General features: G+C 71.6%; 14 protein-coding genes, 1 tRNA gene and 1 pseudogene. 4 read left to right on the top strand and 12 right to left on the bottom strand.

The window, feature by feature from the left end:
* Positions 1-113: 113 nt before the first annotated feature.
* A complete protein-coding gene (locus CYQ11_RS16635; RefSeq protein ID WP_099199777.1) occupies positions 114-977 on the bottom strand; it encodes a Sco1979 family transcriptional regulator in 864 nt (287 codons plus the stop codon).
* Positions 978-1302: 325 nt separating this feature from the next.
* On the opposite strand from CYQ11_RS16635, the gene CYQ11_RS16630 reads away from it, so the two are divergent.
* On the top strand, positions 1303-1797 hold the full coding sequence (locus CYQ11_RS16630; protein WP_181143680.1) for an ATP-binding protein: 495 nt from the start codon (positions 1303-1305) through the stop codon (positions 1795-1797).
* Positions 1798-1900: 103 nt separating this feature from the next.
* Here CYQ11_RS16630 and CYQ11_RS16625 read toward each other — a convergent pair whose 3' ends face one another.
* Positions 1901-2140: a DUF397 domain-containing protein gene (locus tag CYQ11_RS16625; RefSeq protein WP_099200188.1), complete on the bottom strand. Its 240-nt coding sequence runs from the start codon at positions 2138-2140 to the stop codon at positions 1901-1903.
* Positions 2141-3249: 1109 nt separating this feature from the next.
* On the opposite strand from CYQ11_RS16625, the pseudogene rpsN reads away from it, so the two are divergent.
* Positions 3250-3435, top strand: a pseudogene (rpsN, locus tag CYQ11_RS16610) (30S ribosomal protein S14); the annotation flags it as partial.
* A 180-nt stretch (positions 3436-3615) separates the two neighbouring features.
* On the opposite strand, the gene CYQ11_RS16605 reads toward rpsN, so the two are convergent.
* Positions 3616-3963, bottom strand: coding sequence for a UBP-type zinc finger domain-containing protein (locus CYQ11_RS16605; protein ID WP_099199780.1), 348 nt, complete (start codon positions 3961-3963; stop codon positions 3616-3618).
* A gap of 331 nt (positions 3964-4294) precedes the next feature.
* Between CYQ11_RS16605 and CYQ11_RS16600 the strand changes: the two genes are divergently transcribed.
* Both CYQ11_RS16600 and CYQ11_RS16595 read left to right on the top strand, forming a co-directional pair.
* Positions 4295-5323 (top strand): rod shape-determining protein, encoded by a 1029-nt coding sequence (locus CYQ11_RS16600; RefSeq protein WP_099199781.1) that lies wholly within the window; start codon positions 4295-4297, stop codon positions 5321-5323.
* Between the two features lie 142 nt (positions 5324-5465).
* Positions 5466-5921, top strand: coding sequence for a tellurite resistance TerB family protein (locus CYQ11_RS16595; protein WP_099199782.1), 456 nt, complete (start codon positions 5466-5468; stop codon positions 5919-5921).
* A gap of 189 nt (positions 5922-6110) precedes the next feature.
* Here CYQ11_RS16595 and CYQ11_RS16590 read toward each other — a convergent pair whose 3' ends face one another.
* From CYQ11_RS16590 to CYQ11_RS16550, 9 genes are all read right to left on the bottom strand, one after another.
* Entirely contained in the window at positions 6111-7220 is a 1110-nt protein-coding gene (locus tag CYQ11_RS16590) for a type III polyketide synthase (protein WP_099199783.1), read from the bottom strand.
* A gap of 321 nt (positions 7221-7541) precedes the next feature.
* Positions 7542-8744 carry a serine hydrolase domain-containing protein gene (locus CYQ11_RS16585; RefSeq protein WP_205041809.1) on the bottom strand — a complete coding sequence of 401 codons (1203 nt, stop codon included), beginning with the start codon at positions 8742-8744 and terminating at the stop codon, positions 7542-7544.
* A 245-nt stretch (positions 8745-8989) separates the two neighbouring features.
* A tRNA-Thr gene (locus CYQ11_RS16580) sits at positions 8990-9063 on the bottom strand.
* 97 nt (positions 9064-9160) lie between these two features.
* Positions 9161-10777, bottom strand: a complete 1617-nt coding sequence (locus CYQ11_RS16575) for an alpha/beta hydrolase (RefSeq protein WP_099199785.1) — start codon at positions 10775-10777, stop codon at positions 9161-9163.
* A 283-nt stretch (positions 10778-11060) separates the two neighbouring features.
* Positions 11061-12290: a DNA polymerase III subunit delta' gene (locus CYQ11_RS16570; protein ID WP_099199786.1), complete on the bottom strand. Its 1230-nt coding sequence runs from the start codon at positions 12288-12290 to the stop codon at positions 11061-11063.
* Between the two features lie 125 nt (positions 12291-12415).
* Positions 12416-15898 (bottom strand): dTMP kinase, encoded by a 3483-nt coding sequence (gene tmk / locus CYQ11_RS16565; RefSeq protein WP_099199787.1) that lies wholly within the window; start codon positions 15896-15898, stop codon positions 12416-12418.
* A gap of 228 nt (positions 15899-16126) precedes the next feature.
* Entirely contained in the window at positions 16127-18985 is a 2859-nt protein-coding gene (gene topA, locus CYQ11_RS16560; protein ID WP_099199788.1) for a type I DNA topoisomerase, read from the bottom strand.
* Positions 18986-19353: 368 nt separating this feature from the next.
* Positions 19354-20892: a DUF7059 domain-containing protein gene (locus tag CYQ11_RS16555; RefSeq protein ID WP_099199789.1), complete on the bottom strand. Its 1539-nt coding sequence runs from the start codon at positions 20890-20892 to the stop codon at positions 19354-19356.
* 102 nt (positions 20893-20994) lie between these two features.
* Positions 20995-21564: a small secreted protein gene (locus CYQ11_RS16550; protein WP_240003438.1), complete on the bottom strand. Its 570-nt coding sequence runs from the start codon at positions 21562-21564 to the stop codon at positions 20995-20997.
* Between the last annotated feature and the right edge of the window lie 129 nt (positions 21565-21693).

Here is a 21693-nt window from a genome sequence, read left to right as displayed (position 1 = left end):
CTGCCGGTACTGCGGACTGCTCCTGGTGTTTGATGCCCGGTGTCCGGCGCCTGATGCCTGGTGCCCATCGCTGGTGCCTGACGGGACGTCATCGTACTGATGTGTCAGCGTCGTCAGTACAGTTGAAGAAGACGTCCGATGATTTCCCGGCTGTCATCCGGGGAGAGGCTGTCGGCGTACAGCCGCTCCATGACCCGCCCGTACTGGGCCACGTCCTCCGCCTTGTCCAGGTAGAGCGCGCTGGTCAGCTGCTCCAGGTAGACCACGTCGGAGAGGTCCGACTCCGGAAAGCGCAGCATCGTGAAGGCCCCGCTCTCGCCCGCGTGCCCGCCGTGCGCGAAGGGCATCACCTGGAGCGTCACGTTCGGCTGCTCGGAGATGTCGACGAGGTGCTGGAGCTGGTTGCGCATGACCGTTTCGCCACCGTACGGACGGTGCAGCGCCGCCTCGTCCAGGACGACGTGCAGCCGCGGCGCCCGCTCGGAGAACAGCAGCTTCTGCCGCTCCATGCGCAGGGACACGCGCCGCTCCACCTCGGCCGCGTCCGCCTTGGGCTGGCCGCGGACGATGACGGCGTGGGCGTACCCCTCGGTCTGGAGCAGGCCGTGCACGAACTGGACCTCGTAGATCGAGATGTCCGAGGCGGCGCCCTCCAGCCCCACGTAGGTCTGGAACCAGCCGGGCAGCACGTCGCCGTAGCTGTGCCACCAGCCGGCGACGTTGGCCTCGCGGGCCAGGCCCAGCAGCGCCTCGCGCTCGGCGCCGTCGGTGACCCCGTAGAGCGTGAGGAGGTCCTCCACGTCCCGCGCCTTGAAGCTCACCCGGCCCAACTCCATGCGGCTGATCTTCGATTCGGACGCCCGGATCGAGTACCCGGCCGCCTCGCGCGTGATGCCACGCGACTCGCGCAGCCTCCTGAGCTGTGAGCCCAGGAGTATGCGTCGCACCACCGAACCGCTCGACTCGTTCGTGGCCATCTCTGCGACCCTTCCCCTTCCGGTCCTGTTCCGGTCGTGTCGCTTCCGCCCTCCTGAGGGCGTCCCCCGCTACCCCCGGCGGCGAAGTCTGCCACCTCCGGGCTCCGTTGAGTGCATGTGCGGTTACCCAGACAAGCCAACGGCCGGTGCCCTACGGCAGGGGGCGTAGGGAGAATTGGCGCCGAACCCCCTGTGCGCCCCCAAATCCCCCACGTGCACGTGCATCTGCCCTTGCATCCGCCCCCCGCATTGGCAACCATGGACTCGCACACGTGCGCGTCACGTCCGCGTCACGTCACGTCTTCGATTGCCAGGAGTGCCTCGGATGGGTACCGAAGGATCGACTGTGCTCGCGCCGTTATGGCGGGGGCTTTCCCCGATCGACTCATCCGCCGACTCCAACTCGGTGTCCTGTGCGCTGCCGCCCCGCTTCGAAGCGGTCAGGACGGCTCGCAGGTTCACCAGGAGCACGCTGGGCCAGTGGGACCTCGGCGGCCTCTTCGACGACGTGGCACTGGTCGTCTCGGAGCTGGTGACAAACTCCATGCGGTACGCCATACCGGCGGACCTCATAGGCACCGAGTACGAGCCGCCGGTACGTCTGCACCTGACGCGCTGGGCCTCCCGACTGGTCTGCGCGGTACGCGATCCGAGCGAGGTGAGTCCCGTCACGGGCGAGGCGGACGCGGCGGACGAGTGCGGGCGCGGACTGCTCCTGGTCGAGTCGTTCAGCGACGCCTGGGGGTGGCACCCGCTGGCGGGGGCGCTGCACGGAAAGGTGGTCTGGGCGCTGTTCCGGCTGCCACGCGAGCACGACTAGCCGACTGGACCACGGGGCCAGTCGGCTAGTCGTCCCTTTACGACACAGTCGAACGCACAGACACGACGCGCTGAGGAGCCGAGGCGGCGAGGCGGCGAAGCGCCTAGTCGCGCACCAGGTAGTCGAATTCGCCGTCCTTGATACCGAGCAGCATGGCTTCGATCTCGGCGGGTGTGTACACGAGCGCCGGACCGTCCGGATGGCGGGAGTTCCGTACGGCGATCCCTCCGCCCGGGAGCTTCGCGAACTCCACACAGGAGCCCTGGGAGTTGGAGTACCGGCTCTTGCGCCATACGACATCTTCGATGTCCGAGGCGGCCATGCCGTTGAACGCATGGGGCACTGGACCCTCCCGGATCATTGCAGGGGGCATCCTCACCCAGAACACGGTTTCGAGGATGGCAACTGCTCCGGATCATAGCCGCGTTCATGTGCCTCTGCATGAGCCGATGCACGTGCACTCTGGGTATTCCCGCCATTACCTCACGGGGCGTCACCCGTGTCGTCACGACTTCTTCGCGGAAGACAAACCTCCGGTGCAAGTGCTTCCGGAATAGGGCGGCGAAGCCATCTCACGAGCGATTTTGATCGCCCGCGACAAGCGGCGTTACTGCTGAACAGTGACGCGTGTCACGCGACGACTGCGGATCTTCCCCCGGTGGAAAGAAACTTCCGGAGCGCAGGCCGGTGCCCCCGCAATCGGCATAGGTGATTCCGGCGGCATCCAGCGGATTCGGCCGGGAAAGCCGGGAGTTCGCCCGGTGGTCGGTCCGGCGGTACGTGATCAATATTTCTCCGGTCACGAAACAGGGTCGGGAAGCCGGTCGAAGGCGTGCGAGAGGCGGCGCCAGGTGTCTGGCTCGGCCGCGTACTTCTCACCCCTGAGCAGGCACGACTCCGGAAGCGAGCGCAGCCCGTACCCGTCTGCGCCGGGCGAGGTGAAGGTGAGGCGCCGACCCCGGCCGCCGCGTTCGGAGGGCCGGTCCAGGGCGGCCGCCAACGCGGCGTTCGAGGGGCCAACCCTCTGGCGGTGTCCGGCGGCGAGGCCAGCCACGGCCCGACGTTCTCCACGCATCGCGCACCATCCACCGCGTCCCACGGCAGCAGCGCCTCGGATCGGTCGGCGAGCGAGAACCGTCCGCTGCTGCGCGCGGCGGCGTAGGCCGGCTCCCCCAGCGCCGCGTACAGCCGGCCGGGGTGAAACGGGCGGCGGCCGCGCAACACGGGCGCCGCGCCGCCGTCCGCGTCCCGCCTCCTGCGACAGCAGCACGCAGGCCGCGTACTGCCGCGGCGGGGCCGAGCGCGGCGGAGTCGACCGGAATACGCCCTGCCGCAGGGGCGAGCCGACGGTCCAGGGCGTGATCGCCGGCGTCCGCCCTCTCGTCGCCCTCCGCCAGGACGAGTACGGAGACGTACTCCAGTTGCCGGGCGAAGGTGCCCCCCACCGTGCGCCGTCTGGCCGCCCAGCGCGAGCTGGGGCACCAGCCGCGCGACGCGAGCGTCACGCGCGTACGCAACCGCGACGCGGCGGACGGCCGCCCGCGTGGCTGCCTCCGCGCCTTCGGGCTCTCCCGGGTGAACCTGCGGAAGCAGGCACACGCGGGGCACTTGCCGGGGGTGCGCAAGGCGAGCTGGTAGGCGGAGGAGGGGTGCACGCGGGCGGTGGCCAGGGCCAGCCGGGAGGGGCGCACCGCGACGTACCGGACCGGGCGGCCGTGACGGCCGGACGACCGGTGCCGGGCGGGTGGCCGGGCGGCCGCACCGGGGGCGGCCAGAGCCGGTCGGGAGGGCGTACGGGAGCGGTGGCCCAGGGCGTCCCTACGCGGTCCCGCCTCCGCTCCCCCCGCCCGGCACCAGCAGCAGTTCGTCCGTGTAGCACCAGGCCCAGTCCTCGCCGGGCTCGAAGGAACGGGCGACGTCGTGGCCGGGCGTCCCGCGCGCGTGGGCGCTCGCGTGCCGGTGCGGCGAGCTGTCGCAGCAGCTCACATGGCCGCAGGCCAGACACTCGCGCAGGTGCACCCACGTGCCGCCGATCCGCAGGCAGTCCTCGCACCCTTCCGTCGTACTGGGCCGCACCTCGCGGAGTTCGCCCAGGTGGGTGCAGTCCCGGTCCGTGCGGCGGCCCTCCACATCCGCGGCGACCTGCCATGTCCGTGGCTCGCTCATACCTTCGAGCCTAGGCCGGACGGGCGCCGGATGCGCGGCGAAAGCCGAGGTCAGCGCGATTGTCAGACCCTACTGGCAGACTCACCCCAGTGAGCCGGGGAGCGGAGGCGGGCTACGGGGGTGCCCATCTCCGCTCCCTGCTCACCACCCTGACGGGACGTCATCGCCGCTCGCCCAAGCGGCGCATTCCGGCGGGCAGCCCGGCGCGCCGCCTTGCACGATGACTGCAGGGCCACCGGGGGGGGGTGCGGCCCTGTGTCGTACCCGTGCGTCCGCGAATCCACCAGGACGTGCGCCCACAGAACCGTCGGACCCCAGGGCAGGACGTGTCATGACCCTCAGTCTCGATCAGCTGAGCCGCTGCACCGTCGCGGTCGACCTCGGAGCGGCCAGGACCCGCGTCTATCTCAAGGACACCGGCCTGGTCGTGGACGAGCCGAGCCTCGCCGCGGTCAACACCAGGACCGGTTCGCTGATCGCGGTCGGCTCGCTCGCCGAGGGCATGGCCGGCCGGACGCCGCACCACATCAAGGTCGTACGGCCGATCTCCGGCGGCACGGTCGTCGACATCGACATGGCCCAGCGGATGCTCCGCTTCCTGGTGGGCAACAAGCTCCGCCGGGCCTGGCGGCGCAAGCCGATGGTGCGGGCGGCGGTCTGCCTGCCGCATGACGCCGAGCCGATCGCCCAGCGCGCGGCCATGGAGACGCTGAGCGCGCTCGGCACGCGCCGGGTCGAGCTGGTGGACACCCTCATCGCCGCCGCCGTCGGCTGCGGCCTGCCGGTCGAGCAGCCGGAAGCCACGATGATCATGGTGTGCGGTGCGGCATCCACCCAGGTCGCCGTCCTGTCGCTGGGCGCGATCGTGGCGGCGGAGAAGGTGCAGGTGGGCGGCGACGCCATCGACTACGCCGTGGTGCAGCACCTGCGCAGCGAACACGAGCTGATGCTGCCGTCCCAGGGCCTGCACCCCCTCCACCTGGCTCTCTTCGACCGTTCGGCGGGTGGGATGGAGACCGAGGTCCGCGGCCGGGACGTGGCCACGGGCCTGTCCCGTACGGTCCTGGTGAACACAGCCCACGTCCGCGAGGCGATCCAGACCCCGCTCACGGCCGTCCTCGACGCCATCGGCCGCGTCCTGCGCGACTGCCCGCCCGACCTGGTGGCCGACCTGGCCGAGCGCGGGGTCATGCTGGCCGGCGGCAGCGCGATGCTGCCGGGCCTCGACACCATGATCGAGGAGGCGACGGGAATGGTGGTGCGGATCGCCGAGCACCCGGACGTGTGCTCGGTGATGGGACTGGGGGCCATGATGGAGGGCAAGGTCCGCCCCATGCACCTGGATCCGCTGATGGACTGAGGCGCCGGGGGCTCGGCCATGGGCCCGGACGGGCCCCACGGCGCTGTTCCCTCACCTCTTTTCTCGCGCCCCTTGGGAACTTCTTTACCCGTAGTCGTAGTTCTCCTCATACACCCCCAATTGCACGAGGAGAATCACACATATGGCGCTCTGGGACCGGCTCAAGGAATCGGCCACCACGATGCAGGGCCAGCTGGTGGCGAAGAAGAACGACCTCAAGAGCGGGGCGTTCCGTGACGCGAGCATGGCGATGTGCGCTCTGGTGGCCGCCGCCGACGGTTCGATCGACCCCTCGGAGCGGCAGCGCGTGGCCTCGCTGATCGCCACGAACGACGTGCTCCAGAACTTCCCCGCGGACGACCTCCAAGCTCGGTTCAACGACTACTGCCAGAAGCTGACGGTCGATTTCGCCTTCGGCAAGGTGAGCATCCTTCAGACCATCGGCAAGGTACAGAAGAAGCCGACCGAGGCGCGCGCGGTCATCCAGATCGGCATCGTCATCGGCGGCGCGGACGGCGACTTCGACAAGTCGGAGCAGGCGGTCGTCCGAGAGGCTTGCTTCGCCCTCGGTCTGAACGCGGCGGAGTTCGACCTCTAAGACTCGCGCGGACTGAAGCAGACCGGCAGACGAAGGGGGCTTACCGACAAGGCACTTGCCGGTAAGCCCCACGAGCGAGCTGCCGAAGCAACCCACGGGCGCGAGGCGGGCACCCGCGCCGGAGCCGGCCCCTGCCCGGGGCAGAGCCCCTGCCGATGGCGGTCGCGACCCGCGGCGGTGGCGGCCCGGCTACGCCGGCAGCCGTGCCTCCTGCCGCAGGGGCCGCTCGGCGGTGTCCTTCGGCTCGGCGCCTTCCTCGGTCCAGGTGCCCAGCGCGATCTCCGCCGTGATGCCCGGCCCGAAGCCGGCGATGACACCCCGGGCGTCCCGGGGAGCGCCACCGTCCACGAAGAGCCGCTCCAGGGCGTCGAAGATGACCGCGCTGGCGATGTTGCCGCGCTCGGTGAGCGTGGCACGGCTGTAGCGGAACGTTTCTGGAGCCAGGCCCAGATAGCGGCCGAGGTCGTCCAGAATGCGCGGCCCACCGGCGTGGACGATGTAGAAGTCCAAATCGGAGACGTCCCAGTCGTGGGGCTCGGCCATGTCACGCATGGCCGGGGCCAGCATGGCCATCGTGCCGGGGACCCGCTTGTCCAGGATGAAGTGGAAACCGGTGTCCCGGACGCCGTAGGAGATCCAGGCCTCCGTATCGGGCACCAGGTGCGAGCCGTTGCGCTCGATCCGCACTCCCGTACCGCCCTCGCCGCGCACGACGGCGGCGGCCAGGGCGTCTCCGAAGAGACCGTTGGAGAGCAGATTGCCGACCCCGAGGTCCGTCGGCTGATAGAGCAGCGAGCAGAATTCGCAGGCCACGATCAGCACGTTCGCCTGGGGATAAGCCTGACAGAAGTCGTGTGCCCGGTTGATGGCGGCGCCTCCCGCGGCGCAGCCCAACTGGGCGATGGGGAGCTGCCGGGTCTCGGCCCGGAAGTCCATGGTGTTGATGAGCCAAGCAGTCATCGACGGCATCATGAAGCCCGTGCACGAGACATATACGATCATGTCGATGTCACGGGCCGTCAGTCCCGCGTGATCGAGCGCCCGCAGCACCACCTCGGGAATCCGGGCTTTCGCCTCCCGCTCATAGCGGGCATTGCGCACGGTGAACCCGGGATGCTTGAGCGTTTCCTCGATCGGCTGTACGAGGTGCCTCGTCTGCACGCCCGTATTGCCGATGAGCCGGAGGGCCAGCTCAAGCTGCGGGTGATCGGCGTGCAGGGTGCGCGCCAGATCCAGGGTCTCTTCTCTTGTGATCACGTGCTCGGGAACGGCGATGGCCGGTCTGCACAGTGTCGCCATGGCGGCCTCCCAGTCTCACCGGGCCCACGGCCCAGGGCCGCCGAAATGGCGTGCCAGTCTATGTCCAGTGCATGCCGCACCTGAGACCGCGCCACACATATGCCCCGATACTTCACTCAAAGAGTGGACTTTTCAGCCCCTCTAGAACGGGCATGCGTCGAACATCTCCAAAAGGATTCAGTCATTCGTGGCTGAATGCGCGCCGCCCCCGCCTCGTGGACCGCTTTCCCTCCCCGCCGAAAGGCCCGCATCCGGCTGGAAGAACGGTGACGCATCTCATTCGTACAGCCGGATGCGGGGGGAATGAAGAAGCCGGGCCGGCTAAGAGCGGCAGAGCGCAGTGATGAGCACCCGATTTGCGGCCTTGTCGGCTTCCGGGGTTTTGGTGAAGTCGGTGCTGAGCGCGAGGGTGATCTGCCGCTTGCCGTCGGCGGTGGTGACACTGAAGGTGTTGTAGCCGGCGACGCTCCCGGTGTGCCCGACGACCGGCCCGTCGGCGGCACAGAGGTTCCAGTTCTCCTCCAGCCCGAGCCCGTACGCCCGGCCGGGGCGGTCGTCACCCATCGGCTGCATGGTGCGCATCTCTCGCAGCAGGTTCTGTGGGAGCAGCTCGCCACCGAGCAGGGCCCGGTAGAAGCGGTTGAGGTCGTGGGTGGTGGAGATCAGGGTGCCGGCCGCCCAGATGGTGGACGGGTTGAATGCGGTGAAGTCGACGAAGGGCCCGGCCCCGGGCGCCGCGCCCAGCCGCTCGTAGCCGTTCAGGTGCCTGCCGGTCAGGCGCGCCGAGTCGGGGAAGGACGTGCCGGTGAGGTGCAGGGGCCGGATGAGGCGCCGCGTGATCTCCGAACCGAGGGACCGCCCGGTCACCTTCTCGACCAGGAGGCCGAGGACGACGTAATTGGTGTTGGAGTAGTCCCAGGTCCTGCCGGGCACGGGCTTGGGCCCCTTGCGCTCTTCTCCGGCCTTCACGGCGAGGGCGACGAGCTCGCGCGGGGTGTACGTGGCCTTCTGCAGGGTGGGGAGCGCCTTGAGGTCGGGGAGCAGGACCTTGAAGTAGTCCGCCAGCCCGCTGGTGTGGTTCAGCAGCTGCCGTACGGTGATGTGCCCGCCGTCGGGCACCAGCCCGGGCAGGTGCCGCTCGATGTCGTCGTCCAGGCCCAGTTCGCCCTCGGCCACGAGCTGCAGCACCACCGTGGCCACGAAGCTCTTGGTCACGCTCCCGGCCCGGAACCGCTCGTCCCCCCGCGCCGCGCGCCCGCCGTCGAGCGCGGTCACCCCGCTGCTCCCCCGCCACACCCCACTCTCGTCCCGCACCTCCGCCACCGCCCCGGGTATACCGGCGGCGACGGCGGCGTCCAGAGCCCGCTGCAGCCCGTCCCGGGCGGCCACCGGCCGCGCAGCGACCGAGGAGGGCGCGGCGAGGGCCGGCACGGCGGTGGAGAGAACGGCGGCGGCGGCGAGGAGCGCGGAGACGGCGGTGGTCGTGCGGCGCATGGCGGGGTGCCCTTCGTCGGTGGCTGACACCACATCACGTTAGGCCGCGCGAACCCGCTGTTGATCATGACTGGGAAGGACCCCGGGAGAACGGCCCCCTAGAGGAGACCCCGGGGCGGAGTCGGGGCCCGAGGACCGGCCCGGCTCCCGTCCCGGCCGCAAACGAGACCAGAACTGAGACCACGGGCTGCAAGACCGCCCGCACCCGACGTCGCCGCCGCGTCCACTGCACAAGAAAGCCCAGCTCAGACTGGGTCTGAGCTGGGCTTCACCTGAGCCGCCTTCGGGATTCGAACCCGAGACCTACGCATTACGAGTGCGTTGCTCTGGCCAACTGAGCTAAGGCGGCAAGCTGCGGAACCGAGGTCGGCATCAGCAGCGGGCCCAAGTCTACACAGTTTCCGGGAGTGCTCCGTACACGGTCGTGCGGGAGCGGATCCCGCAGGTCAGGCGCACTTCTGGGAGGCGGGGGGCGAGGCGGACGTGAGGAGGTAGGTGTTGACCGCGCCGTCCACGCACGAGCTGCCGCGGGTGTAGGCCGTGTGGCCGTCCCCGTCGTAGGTGAGGAGCCGGCCCGAGGAGAGCTGGGAGGCGAGGGCGCCGGCCCAGCGGTAGGGGGTGGCCGGGTCGCGGGTGGTGCCCACCACGAGGATGGGGGCGGCGCCCGACGCGGGGATGCGATGGGGGGTCCCCGTGGCCGGGACGGGCCAGTAAGCGCAGGTCAGGGCGCCCCAGGCGAAGCTCGTACCCAGGGCGGGCGAGGCCTTCTCGAAGTCGGGGAGGGCGCGGTAGACGCCCGCCGGGCCGTGGAAGGCGGTCGGGAGGTCGAGGCAGTTCACGGCCGAGTTGGCCGGCATGAGATTGGTGTAGGCACCGCGCTCGTCACGCTCGTAGTAGGCGTCGGAGAGCCTGAGCAGGAGCGAGCCGTCGCCGCTCTGGGCGTTCTGGAGGGCCTTGCGGAGGACGGGCCAGGAACCCTCGTCGTACATGGCGGAGATCACACCGGTCGTGGCCAGACTTTCGGTCAGCTCGCGCGACGTGCCGGTGGGGAGGGGGCGATCGTCGAGCTGCTCGAAGAAGGACTTGAGGCGGGAGTTCGCCACGTCGGTGCGCGAGCTGCCGAGCGGACAGTTCTCGTGGCCGGCGCAGTCCTCCACGAAGGAGGCGAAAGCCGTCTGGAAGCCCACCGTCTGGTCGTGGTTGATCTGCTCGGCGGAGAGGGACGGGTCCAGCGCGCCGTCGAGGACGAGCTTGCCGACGCGCTTCGGATAGAGCCCGGCGTAGGTGGCGCCCAGGAACGTGCCGTACGAGGCACCGACGTAGTGCAGCTTGTCGTCGCCCAGGACGGCCCGGAAGATGTCCATGTCGCGGGCCGCCTCGATGGTCGAGACGTGGCGGAGGAGCTTGCCGGAGCGGGCGGCGCAGCCGGCCGCGAACTTCTTGTAGGCGTTGACGAGGTCCCGGACCTCCGCCGCGCTGTCGGGCGTCTGGTCGACGCGGGCGTAGGCGTCCATCTCCTGGTCCGACAGGCAGGTGACGGGATCGCTGGCGGCCACGCCGCGCGGGTCCATCGCCACCATGTCGTAACGGGCGCGCACCGGGGCGGGGTAGCGGCTCGCCGCGTACTGCTGGAGGAAGCCGACGGCCGAGCCGCCCGGGCCGCCGGGGTTGACCATCAGCGCGCCGAGGCGCTTGCCGGAGCCGGTGGCCTTCTTGCGGGAGACGGCGAGCTTCACGTCGCCGTCGCGCGGCGCGCCGTAGTCCAGCGGGGCGCGCATCGTGGCGCACTCGAAGCCCGAGCGCTTGCCGGAGCAGGCGTGCCAGCGCAGCTTCTGGTCGTAGTACGGGCGCAGGGCCGCCGGCAGCGCCGTGGGCAGCGGGGCCAGGGGCGGCGGCGCCGCGTCGGAGCCGCCGGTGTCGTCGACCGGGCCGAGGAGGCCGCCCCGCGGTCTGTCCGGCCCCGTCCCGCCCGGCGCCGCGCTTCCCGTGACCGCGGCCGAGATCAGCAGGGCGGCGGCCGCGACGAGCGTGCCGGACGTACGGAGCAGGCGGCTGGTGTCCATCGGGCGGTCCCTCTGTGTGACAGCAGGCAGCGGGGCATGGCATGGCAGAGCAAGGCGAAGACGTGCGCCGGGGCATGGCCGTACACCGCATACGGAGGACATGCGGACGTGAAGACATGCGGGGACTACACGGGCATACGGAGCGTATCCGGAGAAATACCCGGCTTGGCCAGCCCTACGGGCCACTAGGCCTCATACGAGTGAGGAATCACCCAAGTTGCGGTGTGCCCAGCCGGCGCCGTATTACTCACGCCTGCTCACGGCTTCACCCGCCCCGGCACGCTCACCCCGCCCGGAGGGCCACCGTCATCGCTTCGACCGCGAGCAGCGGCGCCACGTTCCGGTCGAGCGCCTGGCGGCAGGCCACGATGGCCTCAACCCGGCGCAGCGTGCTCTCCGGACGGGAGGAGCTGGCGATGCGCTGCAGCGCGTCCCACGCGTCGGCGTTGGCCGGCTCGACGCGCGAGCCGAGCTGTATCGCGAGCACGTCGCGGTAGAAGCCGGTCAGGTCGGACAGGGCCAGGTCGAGGCTGTCGCGCTGGGTACGGGTCGCGCGGCGCTTCTGACGGTCCTGGAGCTCCTTCATCGCACCGGCCGTGCCCCGGGGCAGCCGGCCGCCGGTGCCGGCGGCGGCGCCCAGCGCCGCGCGCAGCTCCTCGGTCTCCTTCGTGTCGACCTCTTCGGCGACCTGCTTGGCGTCCTCGGCCGCCGCGTCGATCAGCTCCTGTGCCGCCTTGAGGCAGCCGCCCATGTCCGCCACCCGCAGCGGCACCTTGAGCACCGACGCCCGGCGGGCACGGGCCCGCTCGTCGGTGGCGAGGCGGCGCGCACGGCCGATGTGGCCCTGGGTGGCGCGCGCCATCTGCGAGGCCAGCTCCGGGTCGATGCCGTCCCGGCGGACGAGCACGTCCGCCACGGCCGCCGCGGGCGGCGTCCGCAGCGTCAGCAGCCGGCAGCGCGAACGGATCGTGGGCAGCACGTCCTCCACGGAGGGCGCGCACAACAGCCACACCGTACGGGGGGCGGGCTCCTCCACGGCCTTCAGCAGGACGTTGCCCGCGCCCTCGGTCAGACGGCCGGCGTCCTCCAGGACGATGACCTGCCAGCGGCCTCCGGCGGGCGAGAGCTGGGCCCGCCGGACGAGGTCGCGGGTCTCCTTGACGCCGATCGACAGCAGGTCGGTACGGACGATCTCGACGTCCGCGTGGGTCCCCACGAGGGTGGTGTGGCAGCCGTCGCAGAAGCCGCAGCCCGGCCCACCGCTCGACGCACGGTCGGGGCTGACGCACTGCAGCGCGGCGGCGAAGGCACGGGCGGCCGTGGCCCGGCCGGAGCCGGGCGGGCCGGTGAACAGCCACGCGTGCGTCATGCGTGACGCGCCCCCGGGGCTCAGGGCGTCGGTGAGCGCGTGCCCCGACTCCACGGTCGTGACCAGCGCGTCCGCGTCCCGCGCGGCAGCGGCGAGCTGCTCGATCACCCGGTCCTGGCCGACCAGGTCGTCCCACACCGCCATGGCTGTCCTCCGCGCCGCCGCCACTGTCCGCTCTTGCGGTTACCCATTGTGGGCCACGCCACTGACAACGCCCTCCGTCAGACGGCGGGCCCGCCGGCCGCGCGGCCCTCCAAAGCCAGGGCCCGCTACCGGCGCCCGCGCCCCTCGTCGTCCTCACGGGGCCCGAGCAGCTCGTCCGCGAGCGTGCTGTCGTCGGCCCACTCCGGCCGCCGTCGCGCCCTGCGCAGGGGACGGTCCGGCTGCCCGGACGCCGGGCCGGCGTCGACGGGCGGCATCTCCCGCGTCCGCTCGACGTCGGCCCCGGCCTCGCCGCCGGCGCCCGTACCCGCCGGCGCCTCCTCGTCCTGCGGCCGGAACAGCCACGTCGGCACGCGGTCCGCCGGGTTCTCCGGCCGTACGGGCGGCTTGGGCAGCACGGCCGTCTCCTCGGACGCCGAAGCGTCAGGGGTTCTCGGTGCCTCAGGGGCCGTCGGTGCTTCGGGGGCCTCGGGGGTTTCAGCGGTCTTCCGTGTCCGCGGCGCCTTCGGAGCCCGAGGGGACTCCGCAGCCTGCGAAGCCCCGGCGGCACTCTTCGGGCCCGCCGGCTTCTTCGGCTCGACTCCCCACGTCACCCGCTGGTCCAGCGGACCCGGCGGGGGCCCGGTCGGGCGGACGGGCGGCAGGACCGCCGTCTCGTCCTCGGCACCCGGAGCCACGGCGCCCATGACCATGGTCCGCGGGTCGGCGTCGATCCGCGGCTGCTCCACGGTCTTGGCCTCACCCACGGCGTCGTTCCCGGCCTCGCCCTCGGCCCCGGCCTTCGCCTCGTCGCCCGGGAGGGGCTGCCCGGAAGGAGTCCCGACCGGTTCGGCGGGCGGGGAGCCGGGCCGCAGCGCCTGGGTCGGAGCGGTCTCCTCCACCCCGAGCGCCGGCGTCTCGACCGTCGGCGCGTCCGCGGGGGCGGACGACGCGACAGCCGGCTCGACGCCCGAAGCCTCAGCGCTCGAAGCCGCCGCGCTCGACGTCTCAGCCTCAGCGGCGGCCGCCGCCTCAGCCGCCAACCGCGCGCGCTCGGCCCTCAGCAGGGCCTCCTCCGCCTTGCGCTGCTTCTCCAGGCGGCGCTCCTCGGCCTCGGCGCGCAGCCGGGCCTCCTCCTCCGCCTGCTTGCGCAGGCGCTCCTGCTCGGCGGCGCGGGCACGCTCCTCGGCCTCACGCCGCTTGCGCTCCTCCTCGGCCTTGCGGCGGGCCTCCTCGGCACGCTGCCGGGCCTCCTCGGCCAGGCGCGCCTCCTCACGGAGCCGGGCTTCCTCGGCCTCGCGGCGCTTGCGCTCCTCCTCCTCGGCACGCAGCTTCGCGAGCTGCTCCTGGCGCTCGCGCTCCAGCCGCTCCTCCTCGGCCTTGCGGGCGGCCTCCTCCTCGGCCTTGCGCCGGGCCTCCTCCTCGGCCGCCTTGCGCGCGGCCTCACGGGCCTCGATCTCGGCGGCGGACAGCGGAAGCAGCTGGTCCAGGCGGTGGCGCACGACCTTGGTGATCGCCTCCGGCTCCTGGCCCGCGTCCACGACCAGATAGCGCGCCGGGTCGGCGGCGGCCAGGGTCAGGAACCCGGTGCGCACCCGCTGGTGGAACTCGGCCGGCTCGGACTCCAGCCGGTCGGGCGCCTCGGTGAAGCGTTCGCGCGCGGTCTCGGGCGAGACGTCGAGCAGCACCGTCAGATGCGGGACGAGACCGTCCGTCGCCCAGCGCGAGATGCGGGCGATCTCGGTCGGCGACAGGTCGCGTCCGGCGCCCTGATAGGCGACCGACGAGTCGATGTACCGGTCGGTGATGACGATCGCGCCCCGCTCCAGGGCGGGCCGGACGACGGAGTCGACGTGCTCGGCGCGGTCGGCCGCGTAGAGCAGGGCCTCGGCCCGGTCCGAGAGGCCGGCCGAGGAGACGTCCAGGAGGATCGCGCGCAGCCGCTTGCCGATGGCCGTGGCCCCGGGCTCACGGGTGACGACCACCTCGTGGCCCTTGGCCCGGATCCACTCGGCGACGGCCCGCACCTGCGTGGACTTGCCGGCGCCGTCACCGCCCTCGAAGGCGATGAAGAAGCCGCTGCCGCTCTGGCCCTCGGCCGGGTCGCCGCCGCGCAGCACGTCCAGCAGGTCGCGGTGGAACGGCACTCCGTGACGGTCGTCGGTACGGCCCAGCACCAGTGCCCCGACGGGCAGCAGCAGCGCGCCGACGAGCATCAGCGTGAACGCCGCGCCGCCGTGCGCGAAGACGAAGCTGCCGCTCTCCAGGCGGTGCGGCCCGATGGCGGCGGCGAGCACCGGCGCCGCGACGGCGCCCACCGCGATGCCGAGGCGCACGACGGCGTGCAGGTGCTCGGTCGTACGGGCCCTGCGGCCCTCCTCGGTCTCCTGATCGAGGAGGGAGTGGCCCGTGTTCGCGACGACTCCCGCGGAGACGCCGGCGAGGAGGACGAGCAGCAGCACGGTCGTCGGGTCGGGCACCAGTCCGGCGGCGAGCAGCGCCAGGCCCGACAGGGCGAGCGCGAGCGCGAGCAGACGACGGCGTGAGAAGCCGGGCAGCACCTTGCGGGCGCCCCGGATCCCGATGACCGGCCCCCCGGTCAGCGCGAGGACCAGCAGGCCGAAGCCGACCGGGCCCCCGCCGAGGTCCACGGCCTGGAGCGCGGCGACGCCGACGGCCGCGGCGACCGCCGCCGCGATGGCACCGCAGGCCAGGACGAGCACCGGGATCGCCCCCGTGCGCCCCTTGTCGGGAGTGCCGTCGACGGCCTTGGGCCGGCGCAATCCCTCCAGCGGGGAGCGCATGCGGGGTGCCTTCGCGCCGGCCGGAAGGCCGGGCAGCTGGAGCAGGTAGAGGATCGCGGCCGACGCCGCGAAGAGCCCGGCCGCGAGATACGAGGCGAGCGCCACCTGGTGCAGGTGGAACCAGTCGATCCCGGAGCCCAGCAGATTGCCGAAAAGAGTGATGACGACGAGCGCGGCCGCCGCGAGGGGGAGGGCCACGAAGGTCGTGCGCAGCGACAGGCGCCGCAGCGCGTCGTAGTGGTCCGGCAGCGGGCGCACGGCCGCCCCCTCGGGCGGCGGAACGGGCAGCAGGGCGGGGGCGGCGCCGTCCTTGGCGACGGTCCACACGCGCTCGGCGACACCGATGAGGAAGGCCGTGACCAGCAGCCACGCGAGTGCCTTCGGCTGCGTCCAGTCGATCCAGGTGGGCGCCACGGCGAGCAGCGCGAGCCGTACGCCGTCCGCTCCGATCATGGTCCAGCGCCGGTCGAGGGGGCCCGCCGGCGCGAAGAGCGAGGAGAGCGGGTCCAGCAGGATCGCGCCGAAGAGCACGGTGGCGAGCAGCCGCGCGCCGATGACGGCGGCGACGGCGAAGGACGCGCCCCGGTAGCCGCCGCCGAACGAACCGGAGACGACCGCCGCCTGGAGCGCCAGCACCATCAGCACGAGGACGGCGAGGGCGTCCCCGGTGCTTCCGGCGAACTGTGCGCTCCACAACCGCCTGAGCGGACGGAAGCGCAGCAGAGCTCGTACGGCACGCTCGCGGGAGTCCGCGGCTAGGGCGCCGGATGTGGGGGTCTGCCCCGTTGGCTGCTCGGCTCGCGTCATCCTGCCAGCCTATCCGGAGTGCCCGAATACTCACCGGCAATACGAACGTATAAGCGAACAGCGGGTGGATGAACAGCGGGCGGGACGGCGTCCCTCACGAGGCGGCACACGAGGGGGCGGTGGCCCGGAATCCGGCCCACCGCCCCCTCACCGTCCTGCTCCTCGGCCCGGACCCGGCCGGCCACCCGGCCCGGCTGACGCCGGCTGCCGGCGCCCGGCCGGCGCTGCCTACTCGGCCTCGGCGGACGCCGCCGACTTCGCCGCCGCAGCCGTCTTCTTGGCCGTGGTGGTCTTCTTGGCCGTCGTCTTCTTCGCCGCGGTGGTCTTCTTCGCGGCCGTCTTCTTCGCCGCGGTCTTCTTCGCCGGGGCCTTCTTGGCGGCCGTCTTCTTCGCGGTCGCCTTCTTGGCAGTCTTCTTGGCCGGACCCTTGGCGCGCTTCTCCGCGAGCAGCTCGTAGCCCCGCTCCGGCGTGATCGTCTCGACGTCGTCGTCACGGCGCAGCGTCGCGTTCGTCTCGCCGTCGGTGACGTACGGGCCGAAGCGACCGTCCTTGACGACGACCGGACGCTCGCTGACCGGGTCGGTGCCCAGCTCCTTGAGCGGCGGCTTCGCGGCGGCGCGGCCGCGCTGCTTGGGCTGCGCGTAGATCGCCAGGGCCTGCTCCAGCGTGATGCTGAAGAGCTGGTCCTCGCTCTCCAGCGACCGCGAGTCCGTGCCCTTCTTCAGGTACGGGCCGTAGCGGCCGTTCTGGGCGGTGATCTCCACGCCTTCGGCGTCCGTACCGACGACGCGCGGCAGCGACATCAGCTTGAGGGCGTCCTCAAGGGTCACCGTGTCGAGGGACATGGACTTGAAGAGCGAGGCGGTACGCGGCTTGACGGCGTTCTTGCCGGTCTTCGGGGTGCCCTCGGGAAGGATCTCGGTGACGTACGGGCCGTAGCGGCCGTCGCGGGCGACGATCTGGCGGCCCGTCTCCGGGTCGGTGCCCAGCTCGAAGTCGCCGCTCGGCTTGGCGAGCAGCTCCTCCGCGTACTCCACGGTCAGCTCGTCCGGCGCGAGGTCGTCCGGGACGTCGGCCCGCTGGTGGCCCTCGGCCTCCTTCTCGCCGCGCTCCACGTACGGGCCGTAGCGGCCGACGCGCAGCACGATGTCGTTGCCGACCGGGAAGGAGGACACCTCGCGGGCGTCGATCGCGCCGAGGTCGGTGACGAGCTCCTTCAGGCCGCCGAGGTGGTCGCCGTCGCCGTTGCCCGCGTCGGCGGCGCCGCCCGCGACGCCTTCGGCTTCCTCACCGAAGTAGAAGCGGCGCAGCCACGGCACGGCCTGGGCCTCGCCGCGGGCGATGCGGTCGAGGTCCTCCTCCATGGAGGCGGTGAAGTCGTAGTCGACGAGCCGGCCGAAGTGCTTCTCCAGCAGGTTCACCACGGCGAAGCTCAGGAAGGACGGCACGAGCGCCGTGCCCTTCTTGAAGACGTAGCCGCGGTCGAGGATCGTGCCGATGATCGACGCGTACGTCGACGGGCGGCCGATCTCGCGCTCTTCCAGCTCCTTGACCAGCGATGCCTCGGTGTAGCGGGCCGGGGGCTTGGTCGCGTGGCCGTCGGCGGTGATCTCCTCGGCCGTCAGCGCGTCGCCCTCGGAGACCTGCGGCAGGCGGCGCTCGCGGTCGTCCAGCTCGGCGTTCGGGTCGTCGGCACCTTCGACGTAGGCCTTCATGAAGCCGTGGAAGGTGATCGTCTTGCCGGAGGCGCTGAACTCGGCGTCCCGGCCGTCGCTCGCCCGGCCGCCGATCTTCACGGTGACGGAGTCGCCGGTCGCGTCCTTCATCTGGGAGGCGACGGTCCGCTTCCAGATCAGCTCGTAGAGCCGGAACTGGTCGCCGGTGAGGCCGGTCTCCGCGGGAGTGCGGAAACGATCACCCGAAGGACGGATCGCCTCGTGCGCCTCCTGGGCGTTCTTGACCTTCCCGGCGTACGTGCGCGGCTTCTCCGGCAGGTAGTCGGCGCCGTAGAGCTGGGTGACCTGGGCCCGGGCGGCGCCGATCGCCGTCTCGGACAAGGTCGTGGAGTCCGTACGCATATAAGTGATGAAGCCGTTCTCGTACAGCTTCTGGGCCACCTGCATCGTGGCCTTCGCGCCGAAGCCCAGCTTGCGCGAGGCCTCCTGCTGAAGCGTGGTCGTACGGAACGGGGCGTACGGGGAGCGGCGGTACGGCTTGGACTCGACGGACCGCACGGAGAAGGCCGACTGCGCAAGCGCCGCGGCCAGCGCGCGGGCGTTGGCCTCGTCCAGGTGCAGGACCGTGGAGCCGCCCTTGAGCACGCCGGTCGAACCGAAGTCACGGCCCTGGGCGACGCGGCGGCCGTCGACCGAGGTGAGCCGGGCGGCGAAGGTGCCCGGGTCGCTCGCGTCGCCGCCACGGCCGGTGCTGAAGGTGCCGGTGAGGTCCCAGTACTCGGCGGAGCGGAACGCGATGCGCTCGCGCTCCCGCTCGACGACGAGGCGGGTGGCCACGGACTGCACCCGGCCGGCGGACAGCCGGGGCATGACCTTCTTCCAGAGGACCGGCGAGACCTCGTAGCCGTAGAGGCGGTCGAGGATGCGGCGGGTCTCCTGGGCGTCGACGAGCTTCTTGTTCAGCTCGCGCGGGTTCGCCACGGCGGCCTGGATGGCGTCCTTGGTGATCTCGTGGAAGACCATCCGGCGCACCGGGACCTTGGGCTTGAGGACCTCCTGGAGGTGCCAGGCGATGGCCTCTCCCTCGCGGTCCTCATCGGTGGCGAGGAAGAGCTCGTCGGACTCCGACAGCAGTTCCTTGAGCTTCTTGACCTGGTCCTTCTTGTCGGCGTTGACGACATAGATGGGCTGGAAGTCGGCCTCGACGTTCACGCCGAGGCGGGCCCAGGACTCGCCCTTGTACTTGGCCGGGACCTCTGCGGCCCCGTTCGGCAGGTCACGGATGTGCCCGACGCTCGCCTCGACGACGTATCCGGGGCCGAGGTAGCCCTTGATCGTCTTCGCCTTGGCAGGCGACTCGACGATGACGAGTCGGCGGCCGCCCTTTGCGGTCTCGCTGGTCGGGGACAACTTCGCTCTTCTTCCGGTCGACACTCGGTGTGGGCGTTTCGGTGTGGGCGTTACGTGACGCTGCGGAGTGTGACGGTACATCCCGCCCCCGTGTCAAACGGAAAAAGCCCGCAACGCCACTCGAACGGTAACCCGACAAGCGTCCTGTCTGCCGCCCGGACCGTCACACCACCCGTGTGACGGTCCTGACACAACCAGTCACCACCGGGGTGGAGGGGCTGGCTGCCGGTGGGACAGATGTGACGCGAACACGACCCCTCCTTTTCCTCTTCTCGTGAGTCGTCTTCGTCTTCTCGCGCGTCGGCCTCCTCTTTCACCGGCCCCTTTCACCGCGCCGGCCCGGTGAAAGGCGGCTCCGCCGGCCGGGCTCAGCCGGCCGCCGGCTCCAGGAATCCCTGCTCGACGAGCATCCGGATCGCCTCCGGCGTACGGTCCCGCAGGAGCACCGGGTCCTCGCCCACGAGCTGGGCGATCGCGTCCAGGATCCGGCCCGCCTCCAGGGTGCCGTCGCACACGCCCGCGAAGCCCGCACCCACAGTGTCCACCTTGGTGGCCCGTCGCATCCCGCGGTTCTGCCGCAGCACCACGTGCTCGGGGTCCTCGGCCCCCGGCAGGCCCACCTGTTCCTGCACCACCTCGTCGGCCAGCCGGAAGCGGGTGGCCAGAAGCGCCGCGTCGTCGTGCGTACGCAGGAAGTCCTGCCGCTCGAAGTGCGCCGCCACGGTCGCGCCCAGCGGCTGCTCCACCGGGTGGGGCCACTCCTCCGCGATCGCCGAAGGGCGCTCGGCACCCGATTTGCGCAGCGTGATCCAGCCAAATCCGATGGCCTTGGTCCTGCGGGCCTCGAACTCGGCCAGCCACGCGTCATAACGCGCCACGTACTCCTCGGGCGTGGAGCGGTGGTCGCCCGCGTCCCGCAGCCACAGCTCGGCGTACTGCGCGACGTCCTGCACCTCGCGCTGGATGATCCACGCGTCACAGCCGCGCGGCACCCAGGACGCCAGCCGGTCCCGCCAGTCCTCGCCCTCGACGTGCTGCCAGTTGGCGAGCAGCTGGCAGTAGCCGCCCTCGTTGAGCCGGTCGGCCGCCTGCCGCACCAGCGTGCGGCACAGGTCGTCGCCGCCCATGCCGCCGTCGCGGTAGGTCAGCCGGGCGCCGGGCGAGATGACGAAGGGCGGGTTGGAGACGATCAGGTCGAACGTCTCCCCCGCCACCGGCTCGAAGAGCGAACCCTGGCGCAGGTCCGCCTCCGGTGCGCCGGACAGCGCGAGCGTGAGCCGGGTGATGTGCAGCGCGCGCGGGTTGAGGTCGGTGGCGGTGACCTTGGTGGCGTGCTGGGCGGCGTGCAGCGCCTGGATGCCGGAACCCGTCCCGAGGTCGAGGGCGCTGCCCACGGGCTTACGGACGGTGATCCCGGCGAGCGTGGTGGAGGCGCCCCCCACGCCCAGGACCAGCTCCGAGCGGTCCACCCCGCCCGCTCCGTCGGCGCCCCCGGCGATGCCGCCGGCCCCGCCGACGGCACACCCCAGGTCGGAGACGATCCACCAGTCCTGGCCCTCGGGGCCGCCGTAGGGGCGCACGTCCAGGCTGGCCCGCACCGCGTCGGCGTCCGAACCGTCACGCACCAGCCAGCCGTCGGCCAGGCAGTCGTCGACCGGGAGGGCGGCGGCCGCGCGCTCGTAGGCCACCGGCCGCTGCAACAGGAAGAGCCGGACGAGGGTCTCCAGCGGGCTGTCCCCGCGCGTGGCGCGCAGCGCGGGCACGGTCTCGCTGCGGGCCAGCGCGGCGTAGGCGGGGGCACCGAGCAGGTCGAGAAGGCCGTCGGCGGTGAAGGCGGCGGCCAGCAGCGCCTCGCGCAGCCGGGCCGTGCGCGCGGGGTCAGGGGCGGGGAGGTGCGTGGTACTCACGGGACCATTGTCGGGGGCGGCACTGACAAATGGCGAAAGCCCGGCGCCCAAGCCCAACGGGGCGCGGGCCCACCCCTCGACCGCGTCACCCCGACGAGAGCGTCACTTCTTCGACGGCGTCGCGGCTCCGGTCTTCTGACAGCTCGGCTGCTTGGCCATGGCCTTGCCCACATCCCCGGCCTGCAGCTTCGTCAGCGCCTCGTCACTGCGGCTGCGCAGCTTGCCGATGTCGCCGGCGATGAGCTTGAGCCCCGCGCCGAACTTCGCCTGGTCGCCGGTGTCCAGCCCGTCCACCCGCGTCTTCAGGGCGCCGTACGCACCGGAGAGGTCGTTGAGCGCCTTGACCGCGTTCGTCTTGCTGCTCTCGCCGTCCTTGACCGGCGGCGCGCCTGCGTCCTGCACGGAGGCGGCAAGCCCCTTGTAGGCGTCCACGTTGGACTGGAAGGCGACGGAATCGGTCTGCTGGGTCTTCTTCGAGTCCGTCTCGTTCTGGACCGAGGCGATCGCCCGGTTGGCGTCCTCGATCTTCTTCACCTGAGGCTGCATCTGGTCGCAGACCTTCTTCGCCCAGTCATCCAGCTTCTTGTTGGTGCCGTCGTCACCGCCGCAGCCGGTCAGCGCCAGGACGAGTGCCGCCCCGCCGGACAGTGCAGCCACAAGCTTCTTGTTCACCGGATTGGTCCCTTCAATGGCTCTCGGCCCCGGAACTTACACGGCCGGGCGACAGGAGCCGGGAGCCAAGCATCCCGTACGTACCCTTTTGAAGCCATTTGCACCAAGCTTGGCGTGGCGTTCACCGCA

The sequence above is a fragment of the Streptomyces cinnamoneus genome (assembly GCF_002939475.1).
Taxonomy (GTDB): domain Bacteria; phylum Actinomycetota; class Actinomycetes; order Streptomycetales; family Streptomycetaceae; genus Streptomyces; species Streptomyces cinnamoneus_A.
The sequence above is the reverse complement of the archived record's forward strand: the minus strand, read 5'-3'. Positions and strand labels throughout refer to the sequence as shown.